The sequence below is a fragment of the Pseudomonas pseudonitroreducens genome, assembly GCF_021603645.1.
GTDB classification, from domain to species: domain Bacteria; phylum Pseudomonadota; class Gammaproteobacteria; order Pseudomonadales; family Pseudomonadaceae; genus Pseudomonas; species Pseudomonas pseudonitroreducens.
The window spans coordinates 13,440-39,952 of the sequence record NZ_BQHJ01000016.1; the positions used below are offsets into that span (position 1 = coordinate 13,440).

Annotated in this window: 20 protein-coding genes; 4 read left to right on the forward strand and 16 right to left on the reverse strand. The window is 65.7% G+C overall.

All coding sequences use genetic code 11. The features are described 5' to 3' along the window. Window positions 1-161 precede the first annotated feature (161 nt). On the reverse strand, window positions 162-1,247 hold the full coding sequence (locus L6D89_RS29430; protein WP_236201996.1) for a 5-(carboxyamino)imidazole ribonucleotide synthase: 1,086 nt from the start codon (window positions 1,245-1,247) through the stop codon (window positions 162-164). A gap of 8 nt (window positions 1,248-1,255) precedes the next feature. Further along, window positions 1,256-1,747 carry a 5-(carboxyamino)imidazole ribonucleotide mutase gene (purE, locus tag L6D89_RS29435; RefSeq protein ID WP_024766741.1) on the reverse strand — a complete coding sequence of 164 codons (492 nt, stop codon included), beginning with the start codon at window positions 1,745-1,747 and terminating at the stop codon, window positions 1,256-1,258. A 317-nt stretch (window positions 1,748-2,064) separates the two neighbouring features. On the opposite strand from purE, the gene adhP reads away from it, so the two are divergent. Beyond that, entirely contained in the window at window positions 2,065-3,099 is a 1,035-nt protein-coding gene (gene adhP, locus L6D89_RS29440) for an alcohol dehydrogenase AdhP (RefSeq protein ID WP_236201997.1), read from the forward strand. Between the two features lie 195 nt (window positions 3,100-3,294). Here the strand turns inward: adhP and L6D89_RS29445 are convergent, their stop codons facing one another. The 4 genes from L6D89_RS29445 to L6D89_RS29460 form a co-directional block, all read right to left on the reverse strand. Next, window positions 3,295-5,721: a TonB-dependent siderophore receptor gene (locus L6D89_RS29445; RefSeq protein ID WP_236201998.1), complete on the reverse strand. Its 2,427-nt coding sequence runs from the start codon at window positions 5,719-5,721 to the stop codon at window positions 3,295-3,297. Window positions 5,722-5,834: 113 nt separating this feature from the next. Next, entirely contained in the window at window positions 5,835-6,839 is a 1,005-nt protein-coding gene (locus L6D89_RS29450; protein ID WP_236201999.1) for a FecR family protein, read from the reverse strand. Then, the gene (locus L6D89_RS29455) at window positions 6,836-7,423 is read right to left on the reverse strand and encodes an RNA polymerase sigma factor (protein WP_236173760.1); all 588 of its coding nucleotides are present in this window, start codon (window positions 7,421-7,423) and stop codon (window positions 6,836-6,838) included. Before L6D89_RS29455 ends, L6D89_RS29450 begins: the two co-directional genes overlap by 4 nt. Before the next feature lie 113 nt (window positions 7,424-7,536). After that, on the reverse strand, window positions 7,537-8,451 hold the full coding sequence (locus L6D89_RS29460; protein ID WP_024766745.1) for a LysR substrate-binding domain-containing protein: 915 nt from the start codon (window positions 8,449-8,451) through the stop codon (window positions 7,537-7,539). Between the two features lie 211 nt (window positions 8,452-8,662). On the opposite strand from L6D89_RS29460, the gene L6D89_RS29465 reads away from it, so the two are divergent. Then, window positions 8,663-10,087: an aspartate ammonia-lyase gene (locus tag L6D89_RS29465; RefSeq protein ID WP_045214106.1), complete on the forward strand. Its 1,425-nt coding sequence runs from the start codon at window positions 8,663-8,665 to the stop codon at window positions 10,085-10,087. A gap of 443 nt (window positions 10,088-10,530) precedes the next feature. Here the strand turns inward: L6D89_RS29465 and L6D89_RS29470 are convergent, their stop codons facing one another. The 9 genes from L6D89_RS29470 to gbcA form a co-directional block, all read right to left on the reverse strand. Further along, a complete protein-coding gene (locus tag L6D89_RS29470; RefSeq protein WP_236173758.1) occupies window positions 10,531-10,827 on the reverse strand; it encodes a cell division protein ZapA in 297 nt (98 codons plus the stop codon). Next, window positions 10,824-11,054, reverse strand: coding sequence for a hypothetical protein (locus tag L6D89_RS29475; RefSeq protein WP_236173757.1), 231 nt, complete (start codon window positions 11,052-11,054; stop codon window positions 10,824-10,826). The genes L6D89_RS29470 and L6D89_RS29475 overlap by 4 nt, the downstream gene beginning before the upstream one ends. A 256-nt stretch (window positions 11,055-11,310) precedes the next feature. Further along, the gene (etfB, locus tag L6D89_RS29480) at window positions 11,311-12,087 is read right to left on the reverse strand and encodes an electron transfer flavoprotein subunit beta (RefSeq protein WP_236202000.1); all 777 of its coding nucleotides are present in this window, start codon (window positions 12,085-12,087) and stop codon (window positions 11,311-11,313) included. A gap of 162 nt (window positions 12,088-12,249) precedes the next feature. After that, entirely contained in the window at window positions 12,250-13,485 is a 1,236-nt protein-coding gene (gene etfA, locus L6D89_RS29485) for an electron transfer flavoprotein subunit alpha (protein WP_236202001.1), read from the reverse strand. Window positions 13,486-13,600: 115 nt separating this feature from the next. Next, the gene (dgcB, locus tag L6D89_RS29490; RefSeq protein WP_236202002.1) at window positions 13,601-15,571 is read right to left on the reverse strand and encodes a dimethylglycine demethylation protein DgcB; all 1,971 of its coding nucleotides are present in this window, start codon (window positions 15,569-15,571) and stop codon (window positions 13,601-13,603) included. Between the two features lie 94 nt (window positions 15,572-15,665). Next, a complete protein-coding gene (dgcA, locus tag L6D89_RS29495) occupies window positions 15,666-17,741 on the reverse strand; it encodes a dimethylglycine demethylation protein DgcA (protein ID WP_236202003.1) in 2,076 nt (691 codons plus the stop codon). A 147-nt stretch (window positions 17,742-17,888) separates the two neighbouring features. Beyond that, window positions 17,889-18,419: a DUF5943 domain-containing protein gene (locus L6D89_RS29500; protein WP_236173749.1), complete on the reverse strand. Its 531-nt coding sequence runs from the start codon at window positions 18,417-18,419 to the stop codon at window positions 17,889-17,891. A 125-nt stretch (window positions 18,420-18,544) separates the two neighbouring features. After that, window positions 18,545-19,522 carry a dipeptidase gene (locus L6D89_RS29505; RefSeq protein ID WP_236202004.1) on the reverse strand — a complete coding sequence of 326 codons (978 nt, stop codon included), beginning with the start codon at window positions 19,520-19,522 and terminating at the stop codon, window positions 18,545-18,547. Window positions 19,523-20,014: 492 nt separating this feature from the next. After that, a complete protein-coding gene (gbcA, locus tag L6D89_RS29510; protein ID WP_045214087.1) occupies window positions 20,015-21,304 on the reverse strand; it encodes a glycine-betaine demethylase subunit GbcA in 1,290 nt (429 codons plus the stop codon). 426 nt (window positions 21,305-21,730) lie between these two features. Between gbcA and gbcB the strand changes: the two genes are divergently transcribed. Continuing rightward, window positions 21,731-22,834, forward strand: a complete 1,104-nt coding sequence (gene gbcB / locus L6D89_RS29515) for a glycine-betaine demethylase subunit GbcB (protein ID WP_236202005.1) — start codon at window positions 21,731-21,733, stop codon at window positions 22,832-22,834. A gap of 235 nt (window positions 22,835-23,069) precedes the next feature. Here gbcB and fusA read toward each other — a convergent pair whose 3' ends face one another. Beyond that, window positions 23,070-25,118 carry an elongation factor G gene (gene fusA, locus L6D89_RS29520; protein WP_236202006.1) on the reverse strand — a complete coding sequence of 683 codons (2,049 nt, stop codon included), beginning with the start codon at window positions 25,116-25,118 and terminating at the stop codon, window positions 23,070-23,072. 926 nt (window positions 25,119-26,044) lie between these two features. On the opposite strand from fusA, the gene L6D89_RS29525 reads away from it, so the two are divergent. Then, the gene (locus L6D89_RS29525; protein WP_226045662.1) at window positions 26,045-26,362 is read left to right on the forward strand and encodes a heavy metal-binding domain-containing protein; all 318 of its coding nucleotides are present in this window, start codon (window positions 26,045-26,047) and stop codon (window positions 26,360-26,362) included. Window positions 26,363-26,513 lie beyond the last annotated feature (151 nt).

Genomic DNA, 26,513 nt, shown 5'->3' on the forward strand with positions numbered 1-26,513 from the left:
CGCGCCTGTCATGGGACAGTGTAGGAAATGCCAGCGTTCCGTGTTTTGCCGCGATCCAGAGCGACCGCCGGTGTTTCGCCAGCCTTACAGCGTTGTGGAAAACCGACATGAAAAAAGCCGCGCCAGTGATTGACGCGGCTTCTTTCAGAGCACCGTAACGGTCAGCCCTTGGCGATCAACGCCTCGACCTCGGCAATGCGCGCCGTCAGGGTCGGCAGGTCGGCGCTGCGCAGGGTGGCGTGGCCAACCTTGCGCCCGGCCTTGAAGGCCTTGCCGTAGTGGTGCAGATGGCAATCGGCAATGTTCAGCACATCCGCCACCGGCGGGACTTCGCCGATGAAGTTGAGCATGGCGCTCTCGCCAACTTTCGCCGTCGAGCCCAACGGCAAGCCGGCGATGGCGCGCACGTGGTTCTCGAACTGGCTGCACTCGGAGCCTTCGATGGTCCAGTGGCCGGAGTTGTGCACGCGCGGGGCGATCTCGTTGGCCTTCAGGCCGCCGTCGACCTCAAAGAATTCGAAGGCCATCACGCCGACATAGGCCAGCTTGTCGAGCACGCGGCCGACGTAGTCCTCGGCCAGCTGCTGCAGCGGGTGCTCGGTGCTGGCCACGGACAGGCGCAGGATGCCGTTCTCGTGAGTGTTGTGCACCAGCGGGTAGAAGCGCGTCTCGCCATCACGGGCACGCACCGCCACCAGCGAGACTTCGCCGGTGAAGGGCACGAAGCCTTCGAGGATGCAGGGCACGCTACCCAGTTCAGCGAAGGCGCCGGTGACGTCCTCTGGCTTGCGCAGGACCTTCTGGCCCTTGCCGTCGTAGCCCAGGGTACGGGTCTTCATCACCGCCGGCAGGCCGATGCTGGCCACCGCGGCATCGAGGTCGGCCTGGGACTGCACGTCGGCGAAGGCCGGGGTCGGAATCCCCAGGTCCTTGAACATCGACTTCTCGAACCAGCGGTCGCGGGCGATGCGCAGCGACTCGGCGTTCGGATAGACCGGCACGAACTGCGAGAGGAAGGCCACGGTCTCGGCCGGCACGCTCTCGAACTCGAAGGTCACCAGGTCAACCTGGTCGGCCAGTTGGCGCAGGTGGTCCTGGTCGCTGTAGTCAGCGCGGATGTGTTCGCCCAGGGCTTGCGCGCAGGCGTCCGGCGCCGGGTCGAGGAAGGCGAAGTTCATGCCCAGCGGAGTGCCCGCCAGGGACAGCATGCGGCCCAGCTGGCCGCCACCGATGACACCGATCTTCATGGTCGTACTCAGGCCTCGCGCGGATCGGGATTGTCCAGCACCGTCTCGGTCTGGGTGGCGCGGAACTGCTTCAGCGCCTCGTGGTATTTGGGGTACTTGGCGCCCAGGATACTGGCGGACAGCAGGGCGGCGTTGGTCGCGCCGGCCTTGCCGATGGCCAGGGTGGCGACCGGGACGCCCGCAGGCATCTGCACGATGGACAGCAGCGAATCGACGCCCGAGAGCATGGAGGATTGCACCGGCACGCCGAGGACCGGCAGGTGGGTCTTGGCGGCGCACATGCCCGGCAGGTGGGCGGCACCGCCGGCGCCGGCGATGATCACTTCGATGCCGCGGCCGTCGGCCTCTTCGGCGTACTGGAACAGCAGGTCCGGAGTACGGTGGGCGGAAACCACCTTCACTTCATACGGAATGCCGAGCTTGTCCAGCATGTCTGCGGTGTGGCTCAGGGTGCTCCAGTCGGATTTCGAACCCATGATCACGCCAACCAGTGCGCTCATCGTCGTGCCTCTCTCAAGTGCGCTCTTGGCGCGTCAGAAACCAACAAGCCACGACTCCGTGAGGGCGTGGCTTGTACGTGGCCAAACCGGCGGGCAGTGCCGGCTTGAAGGCGGCGCAGTATACCGCAAAGGGCACGCTGGCGTGCACTGCCCGTGACCGTTGGTCCCGATTTCGTCATTCCGGGGGGCGCAGGGGTGTTGGCGACTTCGGAAAAGCTTGCCACAGCTCAAGATGGCCTAGGCTCAGAGGCTCAGACTCGTCTGAGCCGAGCCTGCCCGGACTGGGCAGGCACCTCATCCTTCAAGGAGCGAGCGCAATGTCCACGACCCTGCCCACGACCATGAAAGCCGCCGTCGTCCACGCCTTTGGCCAGCCGCTGCGGATCGAGGAAGTCAAAGTCCCGCTGCCCGGCCCCGGGCAAATCCTGGTGAAGATCGAGGCTTCCGGCGTCTGCCACACCGACCTGCACGCCGCCGAGGGCGACTGGCCGGTGAAACCCAGCCTGCCCTTCATCCCCGGCCACGAGGGCGTCGGCTTCGTCGCCGCGGTCGGCGCTGGCGTCACCCGCGTGAAGGAAGGCGACCGCGTCGGCGTGCCCTGGCTGTACACCGCCTGCGGTTGCTGCGAACACTGCCTGACCGGTTGGGAAACGCTCTGCGAGAGCCAGCAGAACACCGGTTACTCGGTGAACGGCGGTTACGCCGAATACGTCCTGGCGGACCCGAACTACGTCGGCATCCTGCCCAAGGAAGTCAGCTTCCTCGAGATCGCGCCGATCCTCTGCGCGGGCGTCACCGTCTACAAGGGCCTGAAGGAAACCGGGGCACGCCCCGGCCAGTGGGTAGCGATTTCCGGCATCGGCGGCCTCGGCCATGTGGCCGTGCAGTACGCCAAGGCCATGGGCTTGCACGTGGTAGCGGTGGACGTGGATGACGCCAAGCTGGAACTGGCCAAGCGCCTGGGCGCCAGCCTGACCATCAACGCGAAGAAGGAGGACCCGGTCGAGGTGGTCCAGCGCGATATCGGCGGCGCCCACGGCGTGCTGGTCACGGCGGTGTCCAACAGCGCCTTCGGCCAGGGCATCGGCATGGCTCGCCGGGGCGGCAGCGTATCGCTGGTCGGTCTGCCACCGGGCGATTTCCCCACGCCGATCTTCGACGTGGTGCTCAAGGGCCTGCACATCACCGGCTCCATCGTCGGCACCCGCGCCGACCTGCAGGAAGCCCTGGACTTCGCTGGCGAAGGCCTGGTGAAAGCCACCGTCGCCTCCGGCAAGCTGGATGACATCAACAGCATCCTCGATCGCATGCGCGCCGGGCAGATCGAAGGACGGATCGTCGTCGAGATGTAAGCGCCGTTCCAAACACCAAGCTCTGCGTAGGATGGCTTGGAGCGCAGCGATACCCATCGATCGCGATGCAGCCAGCATGGGTATCGCTGCGCTCCACCCATCCTACAAAAGCTGCCCTGTAGGAGCGGATTCATCCGCGATCCGGCCGGCAGGCCGGCATTCAGGCGCATCGCGGACAGAGTCCGCTCCTACGAATCAGAACTCCACAGTGGTCGAAATCTCGAACTGCCGTGGCTCGCCGACTGCGACGTAGAGGTTGTTCGCCGCCGACGGGTAGTAGGTGCGGTCGAACAGGTTCTTCACGTTGAACTGGAAGCCGACGTTATGGCCACCCAGTTTCGTGTCATAGCTGGCGAAGGCATCGGTCACGGTGTAGGACGGCAATTCGAAGGAATTGGACGGATCGCCCGCGCGCTTGCCGACGTAGCGCGGCCCACCGCCCAGGCGCAGGTTGTCGCCGCCGAAGATCGAACCAGCGTCATACACTGCCGCCAGCGAGGCGGTTTGCTTGGCCACGTTCTGCAGGCGGTTGCCCTCCAGCACCGGGTCTTCGGTCACTTCGGCATCCAGCCAGGCGTAGCTGCCGATCAGGCTCCACTGCTCGGTCAACTGGCCAGTGACGTCCAGCTCCGCACCGTAGGAGCGCACCTTGCCGGCGGTACTGACGCGGCTGTCGCCGTTGCTGTCGAGCTGGGTGACCATCACGTTGCGCTTGCGAATGTCGAAGAAGGCCAGGTTGGCGGTGACGCGGCCGGGGATGTCGAGCTTGCCGCCGATCTCCCAGGAGGTCGCCTCTTCCGGCTGGATCGCCGAGTCGATCACCTCGCCCGTGGACAGCGGCGCGATGGTGGAGTTGGGCTTGAACGACTGGGTGTAGCTGCCATACAGCGACATCTCGTCGTTGATCTTGTAGATCACCCCGGCGCGCGGTACCCACTTCTGTCCGCTGATATCGGTGTTGGCCTTGAACGGCCGGCCGCGCCCGGCGTACTGGTCGTACATCTGGTAGCGCCCGCCGGCGACCAGGATCCAGTGTTCGTCCAGGTGCCAGGAATCCTGCAGGAATAACGAGTCGCTGCGCAGCTTGTCGGTCTGGTCGCTGTCGCCGGGGCTGACCGCGGTGGCCGGGGAAATCTGCCCGTACACCGGATCGAGGTAGTTGAAGGTGGTGTTCCTGGTGTCGCGGATCAGGTCGGCGCGGTAGATCTTGCGCTTCTCGCTGTCGATGCCGAAGGTCACCTCGTGGCGAAAACCACCGAGTTGCAGGTCACCGTTCAGCCCGGCGGTGGCGAAGCTGTCGCTGCTCACCGCGCCGCGGGTGGCGTCGGTGCGGCGGGTCAGGGTGCCCTTGCTGTTGACCTTGGTGACGCGGGCCTGGTTGTCATCATAGGTCTCGCGGGTCCAGCCGTAGGCGAAATGCGCCTTCCAGGCATCGTCGATGCGGTGCTCGACGTCCAGGCGGGTCAGGTCGGAGCGGCCTTCGGTGATGTTGAAGGGCTCGTCCAGGCGGCGCGTGCGCGGAATATCCAGCGGCTTGTTGGTGCGCGGGTCGATGGCGGTGCCACGGTCGAACGGCGTCTTGAACTCGCGGTGCTCGTAGCTGAGGTTCACCGTGGTGTCCTCGCCGAACCAGGCCAGCGACGGAGCGACGAGGGTCTCGCGCTGCTGGCCGAAATTGCGCCAGTAGTTCTCGTCCTGGTGATCGACGATCAGCCGGTAGGCCAGGTTGCTCTCGCCCAGCGCGCCGGTACTGTCGACCTGCGCGCCGCTGCCCTGCTTGCCGTGGGCGTAGGTCGAGCCGCGCAGGGTGACGGCGTTGTACTGCTGCAGCTGCGGCTTCTTGCTCACCACGTTGACGATGCCGCCCGGGTCCTGGATGCCGTACAGCAGCGAGGCCGGGCCCTTGAGCACTTCGACGTGGTCGGCGGTGGCGGTGAGGTTGCGGCCCAGCACCGAGGGCAGGCCGTCGCGCATGATCGAACCGTCGCGATTATCGCCGAAGCCGCGTTTCATCACCGCGTCCTGGGTGCCGCCGAGGGTGTTGGCCTGGGTGATACCGCTGATGTTGCCAAGGGCGTCGTCGAGGTTGCGCGGCTTCTGATCGCGCAGCGCCTGGGCCGGGACCGTGACGATGCTTTGCGGGGTTTCCAGCACCGGCGTGTCGGTGCGACCGATGGAGGCGACCGGTGCAGGTTGGTAGCTGGTCGACGCCGCCTGGCCGGTGACGGTGGTGTCAGTGAGACTCAGGGTGTCGGTCGGCACGCGCTCCAGGGTCAGGGTGCGGCCATCGAGGGCGCGGAAGCGGTAGCCGGAGCCCGCGAGCAGGCGATTCAGCGCGTCGTTGGCGCTGAGCTGGCCGGCAACCGCCGGGGCACTGAGGTCATAAGGCGCCTCGTCGGTGTAGACCACGCTGAGGCCGGTCACCCGACTGAACTCGCTGAGCGCCTGGGGCAACGGCTGTGAGGCGATGGCGAAAGCAAAGCGCGCCTGCAGGGCAGCGCCGTCAGCGGCATTCTCGGCCCTCGCGGAGGGAGCCTGCACGGTGACCAGGGCAGCGCCGAGCACGACGGCGGCCAAGGGTTTCAGGGACAATTCGGGAACAGCGCGGCGCAGCGGGATCATCGGGGCTCTCTTGCTCGAAGGTCGGACTACACATGCGAATAAATCGCATTCATGACCACTACACGGAGCAGCCGCCGCAGTACCTCACCCCTTTTTCGAAAAAATCTTCGCCCTCAGCGAATCAGCACGAAGCGACCGAGCAGAGGCTGCTGATGGAAGCCCACCACCGCCTGCAGGGAATCCAGCGCCGCCTGCGGATCAGCGCTGCGGAAACTGCCGCTGACCCGGCGCTGCGCCAGTTCGCTGTCGAGCAGCACGATGCGGCCCGGGTAGTAAGTGCCCAGGCGCTCCAGCACCTCGCCCAGCGGCGCACGGTAGAAGGTCAGCCAGCCCTGGCGCCAGGCCAGCGCGGCCTGGGCATCGGCGGGCTGCGCCTCGCCGAGCCTCGTGCCATTGATGCTGACCCGTTCGCCAGCACCCAGCACCACTTCCGGCATGCCGACGGCATGGCTGCCACGCACCGAAACACGACCTTCGGCGACGGTGACGCCGGTCTGCTCGCCCAGGCGGCGAACTTCGAACTCGGTGCCGAGCACCCGCGCCTCGCCCTCGCCGGCACGTACCACGAAGGGTTTGGGCAGGTGTTCCACGGCGAAGGAAGCGGCGCCGCGCAGCAACTCGACGCGACGTTGATCGCCGTCCAATGAAACGGCAACAGCGCTATCGGCATCCAGGGTCAGGCGCGAGCCGTCGCCCAGGGTGATCTCACGCACTTCGCCCGGTGCGCTGACGTAGTCGGCGGCAAGGTCCGTCAGCCAATTGTCCGGTTTCCACCAGCCGCCGGCCCAGAGCATCAGCAGCAGGCAGGCGGCGCTGGCCAGCGGGTAGGCCCAGCGCCTGTGATTGCTCTGCGCGCGGCGCGGTACCGGGCGATCCATCGCGGCGAGATAGGCGCCCAACGCATCACCCTCCGCCGCCGCCAACCGTTGCGCCGGCAGCGCGCTGGCCTGCCAGAGCGCATCGACTTCGGCGTAGGCGCGGGCATGTTGCGGATCAGCCGCCAGCCACGCCCGGAAGGCCCCCAGCCATGCGTCGCCGCCGGCGTCGTGCAGGCGCAGCAGCCACTGGCGCGCCTGACGCTGGGCGTCCTCGGGCGAGGTGGCGATTTCGGGCTTCATCGGTCGGCGGCTCCACGGCGATCTGCCGGCGCGGCGGGCTCCAGGCTCGCCTTGCAGGCATCGAGGGCGCGCATCATATGTTTTTCCACGGCGCTCTGGGAAAGCCCCATGGCCGCGGCGATCTCGCCATAGGTGCGGCCATGCACGCGGCTGAGCAGGAAGATATGGCGGGTGCGTTCGGGCAACTGGCGCAGGGCATCCTCGATGAGGTCCAGTTCGGCACCGGCCTGCACCGCCTGCTCGGGCGAAGGTTGCGCATCGTCTTCATCGGGGAGCAGCGCGCTCAGGGTCCGGCCGCGCGAATCTTCGCCGCGCAGGTGATCGATGGCCAGGTTGCGCGCACTGCGCAGCAGGTAGCTGCCGAGCTCTTCCACCGGTGCCTGCGGGCGCTTCCAGAAGCGCAGGAACAGGTCCTGCACCAGGTCCGCCGCCGTGGCACGGCAACCGACCCGGCGGCGTACCAGGGCTTCCATGCGCGGGCGCTGGGAGAGGAACACCCGCAGGAAATCCTCGCGCGGCAATGCCTCGGCGGGCGCCGGGGCGTCCGCGGCGCGGGAGTCGGCCGGGCGGTCGGAATGGGACATCGGGGCTGCAGGCTCGCCAGCGGTCCGCACCGAAGCCGGTGCGAGGGGAAGACCCTGGAAAGCCGCAAATGATAATGCTTATCAAATAAACGGAATAGCCCCGGCTGTCTGCCTCAAGGCGTCTCGTCCAGCCCCAGGCCGCCTTCGAGCTTGCGCCAGAGCAGACGAATCTGCGCCTTGCGCACCAGGGCGCAACGGTACAGACGGATTTCCTGCGGGACGATCCAGTGCGGACCGCCGCACAGCGCCAGTTCGCCGCGTGCCAGCTCCGATTCCATGCTCAGGCGCGGCACCCAGGCCACGCCCATGCCTTGCAGCGCCATGCTTTTCAGGCTGTCGGCCATCGCCGTTTCATAGACAGTGGTGTAGCGCAGGTTGCGCTGGCGCAGCAGCAGGTTGACCCCGCGACCGAGGAAGGCCCCGGCACTGTAAGCCAGCAGCGGCACGCTCTGGCCGCTGTCGAGATCGAAGAGCGGCACGCCGGCGGAGTTCACCGCGCACACCGGCAGCATCTCGGTGCGCCCCAGGTGCAGCGAGGGGAACACTTCCGGGTCCATCTGCAGCGCGGCATCCGGATCATAGAAGGCCATCATCAGGTCGCAGCCGCCTTCGCGCAGCAGGTGCACCGCCTCGCCGACGTTGGTCGCCACCAGGCGGCTGGCGATGTTCAGGCCTTCCGAGCGCAGCCGGGAAATCCACGCGGGGAAGAAGCCCAGCGCCAGCGAGTGCGCGGCGGCGAACTGCAGCACCTCGCCCTGCCCGCCTTCCAGGTGGTGCAGGTGGCGCACCACCTGGCCGAGCTGCTCGACCACTGCGCGAGCGGTGACCAGGAACAGTTGGCCGGCCTCGGTCAGCTCGATGGGCGTGCGCTGGCGGTTCACCAGGGTCAGGCCGAGGGCGTCCTCCAGGCTGCGGATACGCCGGCTGAAGGCCGGCTGGGTGACGAAGCGCTTTTCAGCGGCCTGGGAAAAACTGCGGGTGGTGGCCAGGGTGCTGAAGTCTTCCAGCCATTTGGTCTCGAGGTTCACGTCAACTCCAACGCGTTCACACGTTGATCGATTGGTCAGGAGCCGGGCGCGCGTAGCACAGTCACACGCTCGCCGTCATCAATTCGTCACAGGGTACATTATGCCGTTCGTGCATGAGGCAGCCTTTAACAGCATTGGCCGACGAAAGGCGAAATCCCTAGTCTACCGGGCATCGCGGCACTGGCCGTGTTTCCCTGAGACAATCCCCGTCATGTCCCCTGTTGCATCGTTCCGCATCGAGAAAGACCTCCTCGGCACCCTCGAAGTACCTTCTGACGCCTACTTCGGCATCCAGACCCTGCGCGCTGTGAACAACTTCCGCCTCTCGGGCGTGCCGCTGTCGCACTACCCGAAACTGGTCGTAGGCCTGGCGATGGTCAAACAGGCGGCAGCCGATGCCAACCACCAGCTTGGCCATCTGTCGAACGAGAAGCACGCTGCCATCAGCGAAGCCTGTGCCCGCCTGATCCGCGGTGACTTCCACGACCAGTTCGTGGTGGACATGATCCAGGGTGGCGCCGGTACTTCCACCAACATGAACGCGAACGAAGTGATCGCGAACATCGCGCTGGAAGCCATGGGCCACACCAAGGGTGAGTACAAGTACCTGCACCCGAACAACGACGTGAACATGGCGCAGTCGACCAACGACGCGTACCCGACCGCCATCCGCCTGGGCCTGCTGCTCGGCCACGACACCCTGCTGGCCAGCCTCGACAGCCTGATCCAGGCCTTCGCCGCCAAGGGCGTCGAGTTCGCCGGCGTACTGAAGATGGGCCGTACCCAGCTGCAGGACGCGGTACCGATGACCCTCGGCCAGGAATTCCACGCCTTCGCCACCACCCTGGGCGAAGACCTCGACCGCCTGCGTCGCCTCGCGCCGGAACTGCTGACCGAAGTGAACCTCGGCGGCACCGCGATCGGCACCGGCATCAACGCCGACCCCGGCTACCAGAAGCTGGCCGTCGAGCGCCTGGCGGAAATCAGCGGCCACCCGGTCGTCCCGGCTGCCGACCTGATCGAAGCCACCTCCGACATGGGCGCCTTCGTGCTGTTCTCCGGCATGCTCAAGCGCACCGCGGTCAAGCTGTCGAAGATCTGCAACGACCTGCGCCTGCTGTCCAGCGGCCCGCGTACCGGCATCAACGAGATCAACCTGCCGCCGCGCCAGCCGGGCAGCTCGATCATGCCGGGCAAGGTCAACCCGGTAATCCCGGAGGCGGTGAACATGTGCGCCTTCGAAATCATGGGCAACGACCTGGCGCTGACCATCGCGGCCGAAGGCGGCCAGCTGCAGCTGAACGTGATGGAGCCGCTGATCGCCTACAAGATCTTCGACTCGATCCGCCTGCTCCAGCGCGCCATGGACATGCTGCGCGAGCATTGCATCACCGGCATCACCGCCAACGTCGAGCGCTGCCACCAGCTGGTGGAGCACAGCATCGGCCTGGTCACCGCGCTGAACCCGTACATCGGCTACGAGAACTCCACCCGCATCGCCAAGACTGCGCTGGAAACCGGCCGTGGCGTACTGGAGCTGGTTCGCGAGGAGAAGCTGCTGGACGAAGCCACCCTGGCCGACATCCTGCTGCCGGAAAACATGATCGCCCCGCGCCTGATTCCGCTGCGCGCCTGATCATCCGCCCGGCGCGAGCCGGGCACGTCTCACCGGTTGAGGGGGAGTATTCCTCCCTCACCTTTCAGGGATTGGTTACCCCCAGTCCCTTCTTTTATACCCGGCGCCGCGGATTCATCCGAGGCGCCACGTCTCACCGGTTGAGGGGCCTCTTGGCCCACTCTCCTTTAGAAGGGACACCGCTTACCCCGGTGTCCCTATTTTTTTGCCTGTGATTTACCAACGGCTGTCGGGACCGTAGAACCCATAGCCGCCTGCGGTTATCCGCCGGCGCCGCGCCAGGCACGACGGCGGATAACGCTGCGCGTTATTCGCCCTACAAGACTGAAAGTTGGGCACGGCGAAAAACATCGCGGACGGAGTCCGCTCCTACGCAGGTTCAGGTTTCGTAGGAGCGGACTCCGTCCGCGATTGGTGTGAGTCGCACGGGGAACGCGCGGAGATCAATCCTGCCGTTGCAGGTGATCGAGAATCCGGCGGTTGAGGGCGGCGATACGCTCGACGGCGTCCGCCTCGTCGCACTCCTCCTCCTGGCCGCCGAGCTGGCGGGCGCAGAGGTTGAGCGCGGAGAGCACCATCAGCTCATTGCTGGTGACGTAGGGGAATTTCTTCTTGCTGGCGGTGATTTCCGCCTGCAACAGCGCGGCCGCGTCCTGCAGCCGGCGCTCTTCACCGGCCGGCGCCCGGACGCTGTATTCGCGTCCGAGGATGCGCAGGACGCGGACGCCGTCGCCACTCATGCGCTGGCGCGGCTGTCGCTGACGCGGCGGATCAGCGCCTGCAGGCGGGTGGCTGTGGCGTTGTGCTTCTCTTCCTGCTCCATCAGGGACAGCTGCAGGCTGTCGTTTTCCTCACGGGCCTTGAGTAGCTCTTCACGCACAGCGGCGTTGTCCTGCACCAGCACTTCATTCTGCTGCAGCAGTTCGGCGACCAGCTGTTCAAGTTGTTCGAGGGTGGAATCAAGCATGGGAGCCTCCGCAAAGCCTTTCAAAGGGTGCGGAGGATAAAGAAAGGGGCGCGGCGGGGCCAGCAAAAACGCGGGTCTTCTGACAAGCCGTATACTGTCAATTCAATGGCTTACGAGATAATTCTCGTGTCATTTCAATAATTTCCGGCCACCAGCGGAGTTTTGACCAGCCAATCGCGGACAAAGTCCGCTCCTACGGCAAATTCCGAGCGTAGGAGCGGACTCCGTCCGCGATCGGTTTCGGGCCGCTCCCTGTTCAAACGCGAATCACGCCTTCCTCGCGCAGCAGCTTGAAGATCGCCTCCGCACCTGCCTCGGGCGAGACGTCCTTGAGCACCTGCCCGGTACCGCCGGAAGCCTTGGCGGTAGCGGCCTTCATGCGTTCGGCGCCGGTCTTCGCCTTGATCACCTTCAGCCGCTTGGGACGCGGGCGCGCGGGTTGCAGGTTGCCGTCGGCGAGTAGCGGGTCTTCCACCACTTCCACCTCATGGGCTTCCAGGTAACCACGGCGAGCCGGGCCGAAGGCGCTTTGGCGAGCGACCGGCGCGGCGTTGTCGACACTGGCGACGAAGGGCAGGCGCACCTTCAGCCGGCGACGCTGGCCGCGCGGCAATGCCTGCAATACCTGTGCGCTGCCGCCTTCGACCTTCTCCACTTCCGCCAGGCCGACCACCAGCGGCCAGCCGAGACGCTCGGCGAGCAGGAAGGGCAACATGCCGGAGCCTTCACCGGTTTCCGCCTGGGTGCCAGTGAGCACCAGTTGCGCATCGCTGTCGCCCAGGTAGGCGGCCAGGGCTGGCAGGGCGTCGGCGCCAGCGGGCTGTTCCAGCACCGCCAACTCATCCAGACCCATGCCGAGGTAACCGCGCAACGCTTCTTCCCCGGCATCGCCGGCATGCACCACGCGCAGGCGCTTCCCCGCGAGGCCCATGCCCAGTTCCACCGCGCGGGCGTCCTGGTCGGCGCGCCGCGCACGACCGGAGGCGGGATGGGCGCCGATGGAGACCAGGGCAACGATGTTCAGGTCGTTCATGCTGCAATCTCGACGTAGGGCGAATAGCGCGCAGCGTTATCCGCCGATTTGGCCGTGATGGCGGATAAAGCCTTCGGCTTTATCCGCCCTACGAACGCGATATGGTCCAGCGCCACACACCGCTCTTGCCTGAAGCTTATGGCTTGGGGCTTGTCGCTGCTCTTATGCCGCATCGCGCGCCGCTCCGTTGCGATGGGCTTCGGCCAGGGCCATCAGCGCCTTGAGGATCGCCGTGGAATCACCGATCACCGAGAGATCGGCGCGCTTGATCATGTCGCAGCCCGGGTCCATGTTGATCGCCACCACCTTGTCGCAGGAGCCGATGCCCTGCAGGTGCTGGATCGCGCCGGAAATGCCGACGGCGAGATAGACCCGCGCGGTGACCCAGGTGCCGGTGGCGCCAACCTGGCGCGCACGCGGCATGTGGCCGTCGTCGACCGCCACGCGAGACGCGCCTTCGGTGGCGCCGAGGGCGACGGCGGCGCGGTGGAACAGCGCCCAGTCCTTCACGCCGTTGCCGCCGGAGAGGATGAACTCCGCCTCGGCCATGGGAATCTGCGCCGGGTCCACCGCCACCGGGCCGAGGTCCTCGATGCGCGGCAGGTTGCGCGCAACGCTGCTTTCCAGTTCCACGGCACGAGCCTCGTGGCGCGTCTCACTGACCGGCTCGGCGCACTCGGCGGCGGCCAGGATCAGGCGCGGCAGCTCGCGGTGCAGGTCCTGCTGGCCGGCACCGGCACGGCCGACGCAACGTTCGCCCTCGGCCTGCCAGACGCGGGTGGCCGGACGTTCGCCCAGGCTGGCGGCCAAGCGGCGGCCGAGTTCGCCGCCACCGCTGCGGCTGTCGGGCAGCAACCAGTGGCGCGGGGCGAACTGACTGTTGGCCGTGCGCAGCGCCAGCACCCGTTGCTCCGGGGCATAGCCTTCGTATTCGGTGCCTTCGATCTGCAGCAGGCGGTCCACCCCGGCGGCGTCGAAGGCGCTTTCCTTGTGCTCGCCGAACACCACGGCCAGCACCGCTCCGTCGCTGCCGGCGAGCTTGCGGGCCAGGCCCAGCAGGTCGCAGTCGTGGCTGGAGAGGCGGCCGCCGACCATGTCCGGCACCACGGCAATCAGGAAGGCCGGCTGCTCGATGGTCACCAGCGGCAGCTGCACCACTTCCGGTGCGCTGCTGCGCTTGCCGCCTGCCGTGCCTTGCTGGCCACCGGAGCGGTCGATGCGCTTGACGCCATTGGGGCCTATGAAGCCGACGGCGTGGGGATTCTTGCGCACCACACCGTTCGGGCCCATCCAGCGGGTTTCGCCGCCCTGCGCCGATTGCATGGCCGCGTGCAGCGGATGCAGGCGATTGCGGGCGATCCACTCGGCGCGTGGGTCGCGGCGGAGGATGTCGCTCATGCTCGATGCTCCAGGCTGGTGTAGGGCGAATAACGCGCAGCGTTATCCGCCGAAGCGGCCGACGCGGCGGATAAAGCCTTCGGCTTCATGCGCCCTACGGGGCTAGGCAGGACGTTCACAGGTGCACCTCCACCGCTTCTTCACGGCGCGCCAGCGAGGGCTTTTTTGCCGGCACCTCGGTGGCCTCGATGAGGACCTCGGCAACCAGTTCGGCGATGTCCTTGATCTCCGGGCGCGGCGCGACCACGCCTTCGAGCATGGCGGTGCATTGCGGGCAGCCCACGGCCACGAGTTCCGCGCCGGTCTCCTTGATGTCGACCATGCGCATGTCGGGAATCCGCTGCTTGCCGGGGATGTCGGTGATCGGCGCGCCGCCGCCGCCGCCGCAGCAGCGCGAACGGAAGCCGGAGCGAGCCATTTCCTTGACCTCGATGCCGATGGCCTTGAGCACGGCGCGCGGGGCTTCGTACTCGCCGTTGTAGCGACCGAGGTAGCACGGGTCGTGGTAGGTCACGCTGGCGGCCTTGCTCTGGCCGAGGTTCAGCGCGCCCTTGTGCACCAGTTCATCGATGAAGGTCGTGTGGTGCAGCACCTGGTAGTTGCCGCCCAGCGCGCCGTATTCGTTCTTCAGTACGTGGAAGCTGTGCGGGTCGCAGCTGACGATGCGCTTGAAGCGGTACTTGGCCAGGGTGGCGATGTTGCGTTGGGCCAGGGTCTGGAAGGTCGCTTCGTCACCCAGTCGGCGGGCCACATCGCCGCTGTCGCGCTCCTCCAGGCCGAGCACGGCAAAGTCGACATTGGCGGCCTTGAGGATCTTCACGAAGGAGCGCAGGGTGCGCTGGTTGCGCATGTCGAAGGCGCCGTCGCCGACCCAGAACAGCACGTCGGCCTGCTGCTTGTCGGCCAGCAGCGGCAGGTTCAGGTCCGCCGCCCAGTTCAGCCGCCCGCCGGGGGCGAAGCCGCCGGGGTTGTCGGTGGCGATGAGGTTTTCCAGCACCTCGGCGCCCTTGTTCGGGGTCGCGCCCTTTTCCAGGGTGAGGTGGCGGCGCATGTCGACGATGGCGTCGACGTGCTCGATCATCATCGGGCATTCCTCGACGCAGGCACGGCAGGTGGTGCAGGACCAGAGCGTCTCGGCATCCACCAGTGCCTTGCCGTCCAGCGCGACGATCGGCTGGTGCGGACCGCCGCTGTGTTCGCCCAGTGGTTTGCCGGGATACGGGCTGCCGGCGAAGTTGGCGTCATTGCCACCGGCCAGGCCGATGACCATGTCCTGGATGAGCTTCTTCGGGTTCAGCGGCTGGCCGGCGGCGAAGGCCGGGCACATGGCTTCGCACTTGCCGCACTGCACGCAGGCGTCGAAGCCGAGCAACTGGTTCCAGGTGAAATCGGTGGGTTTCTCGACGCCCAGCGGCGCCATCGGGTCCTGCAGGTCCAGCGGCTTGAGGCCGGTGGAGCGGCCACCGCCGAAGCGCTCCGAACGGCGGTGCCAGGCCAGGTGCAGGGCACCGGCGAAGGCGTGCTTCATCGGCCCGCCCCAGGTCATGCCGAAGAACAGCTCGGACACCCCCCAGGCCACCCCGATGGCGAGGATGGCTGCAAGGAACCAGCCGCCGAAACCTTCCGGCAGGATGCCGGCCACCGGCAGGGTGGCGATGAAGAAACTCGCCGAGAACATCAGCAGGCTTTTCGGCAGGCGCATCCACGGGCCTTTCGACAGGCGCGACGGCGGGTCGAGGCGGCGCTTGGCGACGAACAGCGCACCGCAGAACATCAGCGCGGTGGCCGCCAGCAGGGCGAATCCGAGGATGCGACTGTGCAGGCCAAAACCATGCACGAGGATGGCCAGCAGCGCGGCCAGCACGAAGCCGCCGGCGGTGGCCACGTGCGTCTTCGACATGTACTTGTCGCGCTCGACCACGTGGTGCAGGTCCACCAGGTAACGGCGCGGCATCTTCAGCAGGCCGCCGATCCAGTCGACCTGCGCGGGCCGGCCACAGCGCCACATCGCGAAGCGCTTCACGGCACCGAATGCGGCCAGTGCCAGGGCGATGAAAAGGAGGATGGGAAGCAGCGTGCTCAACATGGAAAACCACCTTCGCCGCAGCGGCAGGCTACAAGCTCCAGGCTCCAGGCAAAGCGCTCACCTGTAGCCTGTCGCCTGCAGCCTGATGCTGCTCTTAAAAGTCCTTGCACAGTCGCAGCGCGTCGTAGATCGCCGCGTGGGTGTTGCGCTGGGCCACGCAGTCGCCGATGCGGAACAGCAGGTAACCGTCGCCCCCACTGTTGTCATCAAGAGCGCTGAGGCACGGCTGCGGCTTGATCGCGAACAGCGCCTCGACGTCGATCTGGCCCTTGTTGCGCGAGCCCTGCTTGAGCGCGTAGTACAGGCTCTCGTCCGGGCGCACGCCGTTCTCGACGACGATCTGGTCGACCACCCGCTCCTCTTTCGCGCCGGTGTATTCGTTCTCCAGCACCGCCACCAGCTTGTCGCCCTCGCGGTAGACCTTCTCCAGCATCAAGTCGCCGGTCATGATCACTTCCTTGGGGTACATGCTGCGGTAGTAGGTCGGGAACGTGGTGCCGCCGATGGCCACGCCGGGCTTGATGTCGTCGGTGACGATCTCGACCTGGGCGCCCTTGTCGGCAAGGAAGTCCGCCACCGACATGCCGCTGAACTCGCAGATGGTGTCGTAGACCAGCACGTTCTTGCCCGGCGCGACCTTGCCGTCGAGTACGTCCCAACTGCTGACCACCAGCCCGTCGGCGGCGCCCCAGTGTTCGTTCTGCTCGAGGAACGGATGGCCGCCGTTGGCCAGCACCACCACGTCGGGGCGCAGGTCGAGGATGGTGTCGGCATCCGCGCCGGTGCCCAGGCGCAGGTCGACGTTCAGCCGCGCCAGCTCCAGCTGGTACCAGCGGGTGATACCGGCAATCTGGTCGCGCTGCGGGGCTTTCGAGGCGGTGGTGATCTGCCCGCCAAGCTGGTCCTTCTTCTCGAACAGGGTGACGTCGTGGCCGCGTTCGGCAGCGACGCGTGCGGCTTCCATGCCGGCCGGACCACCGCCGACAACCACCACCTTGCGCTTCACGCCGGTGGTCTTCTCGATGATGTGCGGCACGCCCATGTATTCACGGGAGGTGGCGGCGTTCTGAATGCACAGCACGTCCAGGCCCTGGTACTGGCGGTCGATGCAGTAGTTGGCGCCGACGCACTGCTTGATCTGGTCGATCTGGCCCATCTTGATCTTGGCGATCAGGTGCGGGTCGGCGATGTGCGCGCGGGTCATGCCGACCATGTCCACGTAGCCGCCTTCGAGGATGCGCGTGGCCTGGTTCGGGTCCTTGATGTTCTGCGCGTGCAGCACCGGTACGTTGACCACTTCCTTGATGCCGGCCGCCAGGTGCAGGAACGGCTCCGGCGGGTAGGTCATGTTCGGGATGACGTTGGCCAGGGTGTTGTGGGTGTCGCAACCCGAGCCGACTACGCCGATGAAGTCGATCATGCCGGTGTCGCTGTAGTACTTGGCGATCTGCTTCATGTCGTCGTGGGTGAGGCCGTCCGGGTGGAACTCGTCACCGCAGATGCGCATGCCGATGCAGAAGTCGTCGCCCACCTCGGCACGCACGGCCTTGAGCACTTCCAGGCCGAACTTCATGCGGCCCTCGAAGCTGCCGCCCCATTCGTCGGTGCGCTTGTTGACTCGCGGGCTCCAGAACTGGTCGATCATGTGCTGGTGCACCGCGGACAGCTCGACGCCGTCCAGCCCACCGGCCTTGGCGCGGCGCGCGGCTTGCGCGTAGTTGCCGATCACCCGCCAGATCTCTTCCGGCTCGATGGTCTTGCAGGTGGCGCGGTGCACCGGTTCGCGGATACCCGAGGGCGACATCAGGGTCGGCCAATTGAAACCGTCCCAGCGCGAGCGGCGGCCCATGTGGGTAATCTGGATCATGATCTTGGCGCCATGCTTGTGCATGGCATCGGCGAGGTTCTGGAAGTGCGGGATGATGCGGTCGGTGGAGAGGTTCACCGAACTCCACCATTCCTGCGGGCTGTCGATGGCGACCACGGAGGAACCGCCGCAGATGGCCAGGCCGATACCGCCCTTGGCCTTCTCCTCGTAGTACTTCACGTAGCGCTCGGTGGTCATGCCGCCGTCGGTGGCATACACCTCGGCGTGAGCGGTGGAGAGCACGCGGTTGCGGATGGTCAGCTTGCCGATCTGGATCGGCTGGAACATAGACTCGAAAGCCATTGCGGCATCCTCTGAAAACTACTGCGCTCGGTTATGCAGCGTTGGAGGCTGGATCGAAAATGCTTATTTACTCTCCGCTTTTCGATCCAGCCTCCGCCTCGCCTACCCTTCGCTCGCTACGTTTTCAATCTCGATTGAATGGGGTTGTTAGAGAGGTTTGACGACGAACAGGCCATCGTCGTGGCCTTCCTCGGCGCCGCTGTAGACCTGCTCGGCCACGGTGCGGATGGCGCTGCCGCGGGCCTGGAGAATCTGGTCCATGGCGCCGGCGAACCAGCCGGTGAACATGTAGTCGACCTTGCGGTTGACCTTGCCGTAGACGTAGACGAAGGCCGAGTGCTTCAGGCGTACCTGGGCGGTGCCGGCGTCGAGGTCGATCTGCTCGATCTGGAACAGCCCCCAGCCACGCTGGGACAGGCGCTTCATGTAGTGCTCGAAGACTTCCACGCCGACCAGCCCGTGGCACTCGGCTTCCTTCTCGCACCAGTGCCAGGCGGACTTGTAGCCGGCCTTGTAGAGGATTTCGGCATAACGCTCGGCGCCCAGCTCTTCCTCGATGCCCATATGGTTGTTGACGAAGAAATGCCGCGGCACGTAGAGCATCGGCAGGGCATCGGTGGTCCAGACGCCGGTTTCGCTGTCGACTTCGATGGGCAGTTCGGGGGCATGTTTGGCCATGGGGTTTCGCTCCAATTCTTTTGGCTCCCTCTCCCTTGGGGAGAGGGTTGGGGTGAGGGGTTCACGGGTGAGCGCCGGCAGCCCTCACCCCGGCCCTCTCCCAGCGGGAGAGGGGGAAAGGCGGCTTATTCGCCCCAGACGTCCTTCAGGACGCGCACCCAGTTCTCGCCCATGACCTTGCGCACCACGCGCTCGGGCATGCCGCGCTTGAGCAGGTTCTCGGTGAGGTTGGGGAATTCGCCCACGGTGCGGATGCCCAGCGGGTTGACGATCTTCCCGAAGTTGGTGAGGCGGCGGGCGTAACCCTTGTCGTGGGTCAGCCACTCGAAGAAGTCCTGGCCGTGGCCCTGGGTGAAGTCGGTGCCGATGCCGATGGCATCCTCGCCGACGAGGTTCATCACGTACTCGATGGCTTCGGCGTAGTCGTCGATGGTCGAGTCGATGCCCTTGGCGAGGAAGGGCGCGAACATGGTCACGCCGACGAAGCCGCCGTGGTCGGCGATGAACTTCAGCTCGGCGTCGGACTTGTTGCGCGGATGTTCCTTGAGGCCCGACGGCAGGCAGTGGGAATAGGTGACGGGCTTCTTCGACTCGAGGATGACTTCCTCGGAGGTCTTCGAGCCGACGTGGGACAGGTCGCACATGATGCCCACGCGGTTCATCTCCGCGACGATCTCGCGGCCGAAGCCGGAGAGGCCGCCGTCGCGCTCGTAGCAGCCGGTGCCGACCAGGTTCTGGGTGTTGTAGCACATCTGCACGATGCCCACGCCCAGCTGCTTGAACACCTCCACATAGCCGATCTGGTCCTCGAACGCATGGGCGTTCTGGAAGCCGAAGAGGATGCCGGTCTTGCCCTGCTCCTTGGCCTTGCGGATGTCGGCCGTGGTGCGCACCGGGATGACCAGGTCGCCGTTCTCGCGGATCAGCTTCTGGCTGGCGACGATGTTGTTCACCGTGGCCTGGAAGCCTTCCCACACGGACACGGTGCAGTTCGCGGCGGTCAGGCCACCCTTGCGCATGTCTTCGAACAGCTCGCGGTTCCACTTGGCGATGATCAGGCCATCGATGACGATGCTGTCGGCGTGAAGTTCGGCTGGGCTCATCTTGGCGTCTCTCTATTCAGGCAAGGCTTGTCAGGCTTGGCGCGCCGGGACTTGTGCCGACGCTTTGCAGGCAGGATATCCCTGCCCCCGGAGACGACCCGGTTCGAAAACGACCAGGGTCGACCCGAAAGCGTCAACCTCACGACATGGGCGACAGCGTTTGCGTCGTGCAGGGGAATGCGTGCCGTGCAAAGACTCGGAAGCCGCGGATTACAGATAAGGAGGTGGTTCAGAGCCGAGACGTAGGATGGCGTGGAGCGCAGCGATACCCATCAATTTGCGATCGCGGGCCGCGCCGATGGGTATCGCTGCGCTCCACCCATCCTACAAAGAGCACAGCGACGGAGATCAGCGCTTGCGCCAGCAGGCGAAGAGGTTCCACGCCACCAGGCCGGTGACGAAGGCGGAGCTGCTGTAGAAGAGCATGGCGTCCACGTGGCTTCCTCGGTAACGACAGCGCCCCCGCTAACGGGGGCGCCGATGGGGCGGGGCCTACTTCTCGGCGACCAGGCGCGCGTGGGCGGATTCCTCGCCCAGGTTGTTGAGCATCCGCTCGCTGTACCAGTCGAGGAAGTTGATCACGCCGAACTCGTAGGTCTTCGAGTACGGCCCCGGCTGATAGGCGGTGGAGTTGATGCCACGCTGGTTCTCTTCGGCCAGGCGGCGGTCCTGATCGTTGGTGGCGTCCCAGACTTCGCGCAGGCGCGCCACGTCGTAGTCGACGCCTTCCACCGCATCCTTGTGCACCAGCCACTTGGTGGTGACCACGGTTTCCTGCGCGCTGATCGGCCACACGGTGAAGACGATCAGGTGGTCGCCCATGCAGTGGTTCCACGAATGCGGCAGGTGCAGGATGCGCATCGAGCCCAGGTCCGGGTTCTGGATGCGGCCCATGAGCTTCTTGCTGCCCTGCTTGCCGTCCATGGTCATGGACACGGTGCCCTGCAGCAGCGGCATGCGCACGATGCGGTTGCGCAGGCCGAAGCTGGCGTGGGCGTAGGGAATCTTTTCCGCGTCCCAGGCAGTGGTGCATGCCGCGACCTGGTCCTTGAACGCCTGGCTGGCGCGCGGGTCGGTAACGTCGTCCCACTCCAGCAGGGTGTTCAGCAGCTCCGGGTGCGAACCGTTGCAGTGGTAGCACTCGCGGTTGTTTTCCAGCACCAGCTTCCAGTTGGCCTTTTCCCGCAGCGTGGTCTGCACCGCCACCTTGGTGTTCTCCATGTCGTACGGCTCCATGTAGTGCTCGAGCGTACGCAGGAAGTCGTCGATGGCCGGCGGGTTCTCCGACAGCGAGATGAAGATGTAGCCGCCGGCGGTCTTCACGTTCACCGGCTTCAGGCTGTAGTCCTTCATGTCGAAGTCCGCGCCCATCTCGGTGCCGGCGAACAGCAGGCGGCCGTCCAGCTCGTAGGTCCACTGGTGGTAAGGGCAGACCAGCTTGGCGACCTTGCCCTTGTCGCTGACGCACAGGCGCGAGCCGCGGTGGCGGCAGACGTTGTGGAAGGCGTGGATCTTGCCCTCGGCGCCGCGCAGCACGATCACCGGGTTGTCGCCGATCTGCAGGGTGAGGAAGTTGCCCTTGGCGGGAATCTCGCAGGTCATCCCGGCGATCAGCCATTCCTTGTGGAAGATCTCCTGCATGTCCAGCTGGAACAGGCGCTCGTCGTTGTAGAAGGGCTGCGGCAGCGAGAAGCTGTGGTCGCGAGTGCGCAGCATCTCGGCGGTGGCCTTGCGGGCCGGTTCCAGCGGGTCGCCCAGACTCAGGGTGGTGGTGACGTCCATTGCTAGGTCCTCATGCCGCAGCCCGGTCGGGCTGCCGGCGGAAATAAGTGGCTGATACGGTTTGCCACGCAGGGCATTTGCGGCAGGTGTCAGGCGCGCCGAGTGCGCCGTTTCCTGCCGTCTCGCTCAACCTGGGGGTTGCTCGGCATGAAGCTGAGTGTGGGGCCGCGACCCGGGAATACCCTTATCCATGGGCGACACGGCCAGATCATTTCCCGACGCGCAACGGCACGTGCCAGGCGGCAGGTCGCGATAAGCATGCAAATGTCGCTGGCAGGTAAATGCAGCGGGCATCCTCGTGCACACAATCCGCCCCATCAGGCATGCCGACAGGCGCCGTGCTTTCTATGTCCACGCGACGCAGACAAGCAGGCCCCGGCGCTGCCCCATCAGGCCCAGCACGGCCCGCGTGCGCGGAGAGACAGCATGTCGACGAACACCTTCCTCAACCCGGTCAACACCCAGACCTGGGCCAACGGCCGCCACCTGGTGCGCTGCGTGAAAGCCATCCAGGAAACCTGGGATGTGCGCACCTTCTGCTTCATGGCCGACGCGCCGATCATGTTCTTCTTCAAGCCGGGGCAGTTCGTCACCCTGGAGCTGGAGATCGACGGCCAGCCGATCATGCGTTCCTACACCATCTCCAGCTCGCCCTCGGTGCCCTACAGCTTCTCCATCACCATCAAGCGCGTACCCGGCGGCAAGGTGTCGAACTGGCTGCACGACAACCTCAAGGAGGGCGACCAGATCCCGGTGCACGGGCCAGTGGGCAACTTCAACGCCATCGACTTCCCGGCCGAGAAGGTACTGTTCCTCTCCGGTGGCGTCGGCATCACCCCGGTGATGTCGATGTCGCGCTGGTTCTTCGACACCAACGCCAACGTCGACATGGTCTTCGTGCACAGCGCGCGCACGCCCAAGGACATCATCTATCACCGCGAGCTGGAGCACATGAACTCGCGGATCAACAACTTCAAGCTGTACCTGGTCTGCGAGAAGTACGAGATGGGCGAATCCTGGGCTGGCTACCGGGGCTTCCTGAACAAGGCCATGTTGCAGCTGATGGCCCCGGACTACCTCGAACGCGAGGTCTTCTGCTGCGGCCCGACGCCCTACATGCACGCGGTCAAGCGCCTGCTCGAAGCCGAGGGCTACGACATGTCGCGCTACCACGAGGAAGCCTTCGGCCCGACCCCGCCGGAAGTCCGCGCCGACGTGAAGGAACTGGCCGCCGAGGCCGCCGAAGCGCCGGCCGTGCCGCTGGCCGAGCAGAACCTCGTGGAGTTCTGCGACACCGGCAAGAGCATCCGCGTGGCGCCGGGCGAGACTGTCCACGCCGCCGCCGCCCAGCTCGGCCTGCACATTCCCAAGGCCTGCGGCATGGGCATCTGCGGCACCTGCAAGGTGATGAAGCGTTCCGGCGAGGTGGAGATGGAGCACAACGGCGGGATCACCGACGAAGACGTCGCCGAAGGCTACATCCTGTCCTGCTGCAGCGTGCCCAAGGGCGACGTGGTGATCGAGTACTGATCACAGGCTGCCCCCATCCGTCCCACACGTTACCCACTGAGTTATCCACAGGCCGGAGGTATCCCGACACCAGGTCGGAGACACCTCCGGCCGAACCGCCTGGCCGCCTCGATCCCGCCTGCAACCCGCATGCCACGTGGCTTTCAGCAGACATGCAGGACTGCTGTGGAGACGCGTGAAAGCGCACAGGCATGGGCCTTTGCGACACCTGCCTGCGACAACTATCCACATTCGCTCAGTCTTCTTCCGGGGTTGCCTTGTAGCCACTGGACAGGCGCTGCTGCACGTCCTGTGGGACGGCGCTGTAATGGCTGGAGGAAAGGTTGTAGAGCCCCTGGCCGGCGGTGATGGACTTGAGCCGGTTGGCATAGCCGTCCAGCTCCGCCAGCGGAACCTGCCCGCGCACCAACGCCACGCTGGTGGATAACGACTCGGTACCCAGCACCTGGCCCCGGCGGCCAGTGAGATCGGCGGTGATGTCGCCCAGATGCGCCTCGGGCGTCGTCACATCGATCTGCATCACCGGCTCCAGCACGACGCCACCGGCGTTGCGCAGGGCATCGAGCATGGCCTTGCGCCCGGCGGCCTGGAAGGCGATGTCCTTGGAATCCACCGAGTGGCTCTTGCCGTCGAACACCGTGACCTTGACGTCTTCCACCGGGAAGCCGGCCAGCGGCCCGGCCGTCAGCGCCGAGCGCACCCCCTTTTCCACCGAGGGGATGAAGTTGCCGGGAATCACCCCGCCCTTGATCGCATCGACGAAAGCGAAACCCTCACCACGCGGCAGCGGCTCGACGCGCAGGTACACCTCGCCGAACTGCCCCGCTCCGCCCGTCTGCTTCTTGTGCCGGCTGTGGCCCTCCGCCACGCGGCTGGCGGTCTCGCGGTAGGGCACGGCGGGCGCGCGGGTGTGCACCTCCAGCTTGTATTGTCCGGCCATGCGTTCCAGCAGGTAGCGCAGGTGCATCTCGCCCATACCGCGCAGTACGGTCTGCTGGGTCGAGGCGTTGTAGTCCAGGCGCACGCACGGGTCCTCGGCCTGCAGGCGCTGGAGGATTTCCGCCAGGCGCTGCTCGTCGCCGCGGCGGCTCGCCTCGATGGCCAGGCCCTGCATCGGCTCGGGGAATTCCAGCGGCTTCAGATGGATATGGTCCTCATCGTGGGAGTCGTGCAGCACCACCCCGTACTCCAGTTCGTCGACCTTGGTCAGCGCGCCGAAGTCTCCGGGGATCAGCCACGGCGCCTCCTCATGCTTCTTTCCCTGCAGGCGCAACAGGTGGCCGACCTTGAACGGCTTGCGTCCGTCGCCGGCGAACAGCTGCATTTCCCGGCGGATCGTGCCCTGGTGCACGCGGAACACGGCCAGGCGGCCGACAAAGGGGTCGATCACCACCTTGAACACGTGGGCCAGCACATGGGCCTTGGGGTCCGGCTGACAGGTCACCGGGTGTTCCCTGCCCTTGTCGTCGGTGCGCAGGAACAGCGGCGGATTGCCCTCGCAGGGATTGGGCGCGAGGCGCGCAAGAATATCGGCCAGCTCGGGTACACCGTCACCGCTGCGTGCGGAAACGAAGCACAGGGGAATCAGGTGCCCTTCGCGCAGCGCGCGCTCGAAGGGTTCGTGCAGCGCCTCGGGCGCCACCTCGCCTTCCTCCAGATAATGCGCCATCAGCGCCTCATCCACTTCAACCACCTGGTCCACCAGCGCCTGGTGCGCCTCGGCCACGGAGGAGAAGTCAGCCTCGCCGTCGGGATTGAAGAAGCAATCCACCACCCGTGCACCGCCCCCGGCGGGCAGATTGAGCGGCAGTACTTCCTTGCCGAACGACTCGCGCAAACCCGCCAACAGGGCCGGCAGGTCAACGCGTTCAGCATCGATCTTGTTCACCACCAGCATCCGGCACAGGCCGCGTTCGCCGGCCCAGTCCATCATCCGCCGCGTGGACAGCTCAATGCCGTTCTGCGCGTTCACCACCACCAGCGCGGTTTCCACCGCGGCCAGCGCCGGCAACGCGTGGCCGATGAAGTCGGGATAACCGGGAGTGTCGACCAGGCGGATGTGCGCGCCCGCGTGCTCGAAGTGCGCCAGTGCGGCGGCCAGGGAGTGGTGGTATTCGCGCTCCATGGGGTCGGAGTCGCAGAGGGTGTCGCCGCGCTCCAGCGAGCCCATGCTGGGGATTGCTCCGGCGTGCTGCAGCAGCGCCTCGGCAAGCAGGGTCTTGCCGCTGTCACCATGACCGACCAGGGCCACGGTGCGGATCTGTTCCACCGAGTAACTGGACATGCTGAATCTCCCGCCCCCAGGGTTTCTGCCCGGCGTGGGTAAATTATAGGCAGCCTCCCCTCGCGGCCCTGGACAAATATTGATCAACCTCACGGGAGCCAGAGGGAGCGGGGCTCGCAGCAATCCATCCACAACCCGCCCACAAGTTCCTGGCAGAACGCTGCACAGCCGATGTGGAAAACTCGTCGGGAAATCCGCTGCAAGCCAGTAACGACGCCACTCTCACCATTTGATCAAAAAGCGTACTGAGACAAGAACAGCGCGCCGTGCGCGGCCTCCAGCGATCTGGGTACAGCTTGTCCACAGCTTCCTCGAGATTCGCCCCACAGCCATTGTGGAAAGTTTTACGCTGGCCCCGCCATTGGGGAAAAGTCGCTGTGGATCAGCTGCTTGCGCCTCTCGCTGGTCATATCTTGAGCAAGGCCGTGAAACCCACGGCAGGCGTGGCACGGACGATGTTTTCCACAGGAGGCGCACAAGTGGGTCAACACAAACCGGGGATAGCGGAGGAAAGATCGTGCACAGACCCTTTGCCAAAATCGATACACAGGCTCCCAAGTGATTGAAAAGAAGGGTTTGATCAGAAAACAGCCAGATCCAGGCAAGCCAGGCGCCATCAGCTGCGCAGGCTCCTCCCAACAGGTTTTCCACAGGTTGGGCAAGTGTGCCTCCACAGCAGCTGTGGAGATCTCCTCGACATTCAGTATTCCGCCTGAAAGCCCCGTATGGCGGGCACTTGGTAAAGATCCGCAGAGATTTTTCCGCCTTCACGAAAGTGCCATGGGAGCGTCATTTTCCACCAGGTTGTCCACAGCTTTATCACAAGCTTTCCCCGGTACCTTCGGCAAACGCTGAAACACAGCCGTCGCGGCCTTCCGTGGGGTGCGGGGCTATGCTGGATTTCCCCCAGCAGAGGAGCCAGTCCCATGATCCTGACCACCACACCCACCATCGAGGGCAAGACCATCCAGGAATACCGCGGCATCGTGGTCGGCGAGGCGATCCTCGGCGCCAACGTGTTCCGCGACCTGTTCGCCGGCCTGCGCGACATCATCGGTGGCCGCTCCGGAGCGTACGAGAAGGAGTTGGGGCGGGCGCGCGAGATCGCCTTCGAGGAGTTGCAGGAGCGCGCGCAGGAGCTGGGCGCCAACGCCGTGGTCGGCATCGACCTGGATTACGAGGTGGTGGGCCAGAACGGCAGCATGCTGATGGTCAGCGTGAGCGGGACGGCGGTGAAGATATAGAAACCCTGCTTGTTCTCCGGGAGGCCCGAGCCATTGCCTCCCCTAGCCCTCTCCCTCAGGGAGAGGGGGCAATCCGTGCCGGCTGAGACCACCGCCTCATCCTGTGCCAATCGCTGTGGGGAGTAAGACCCCTTGTAGGAGCGAGCTTGCT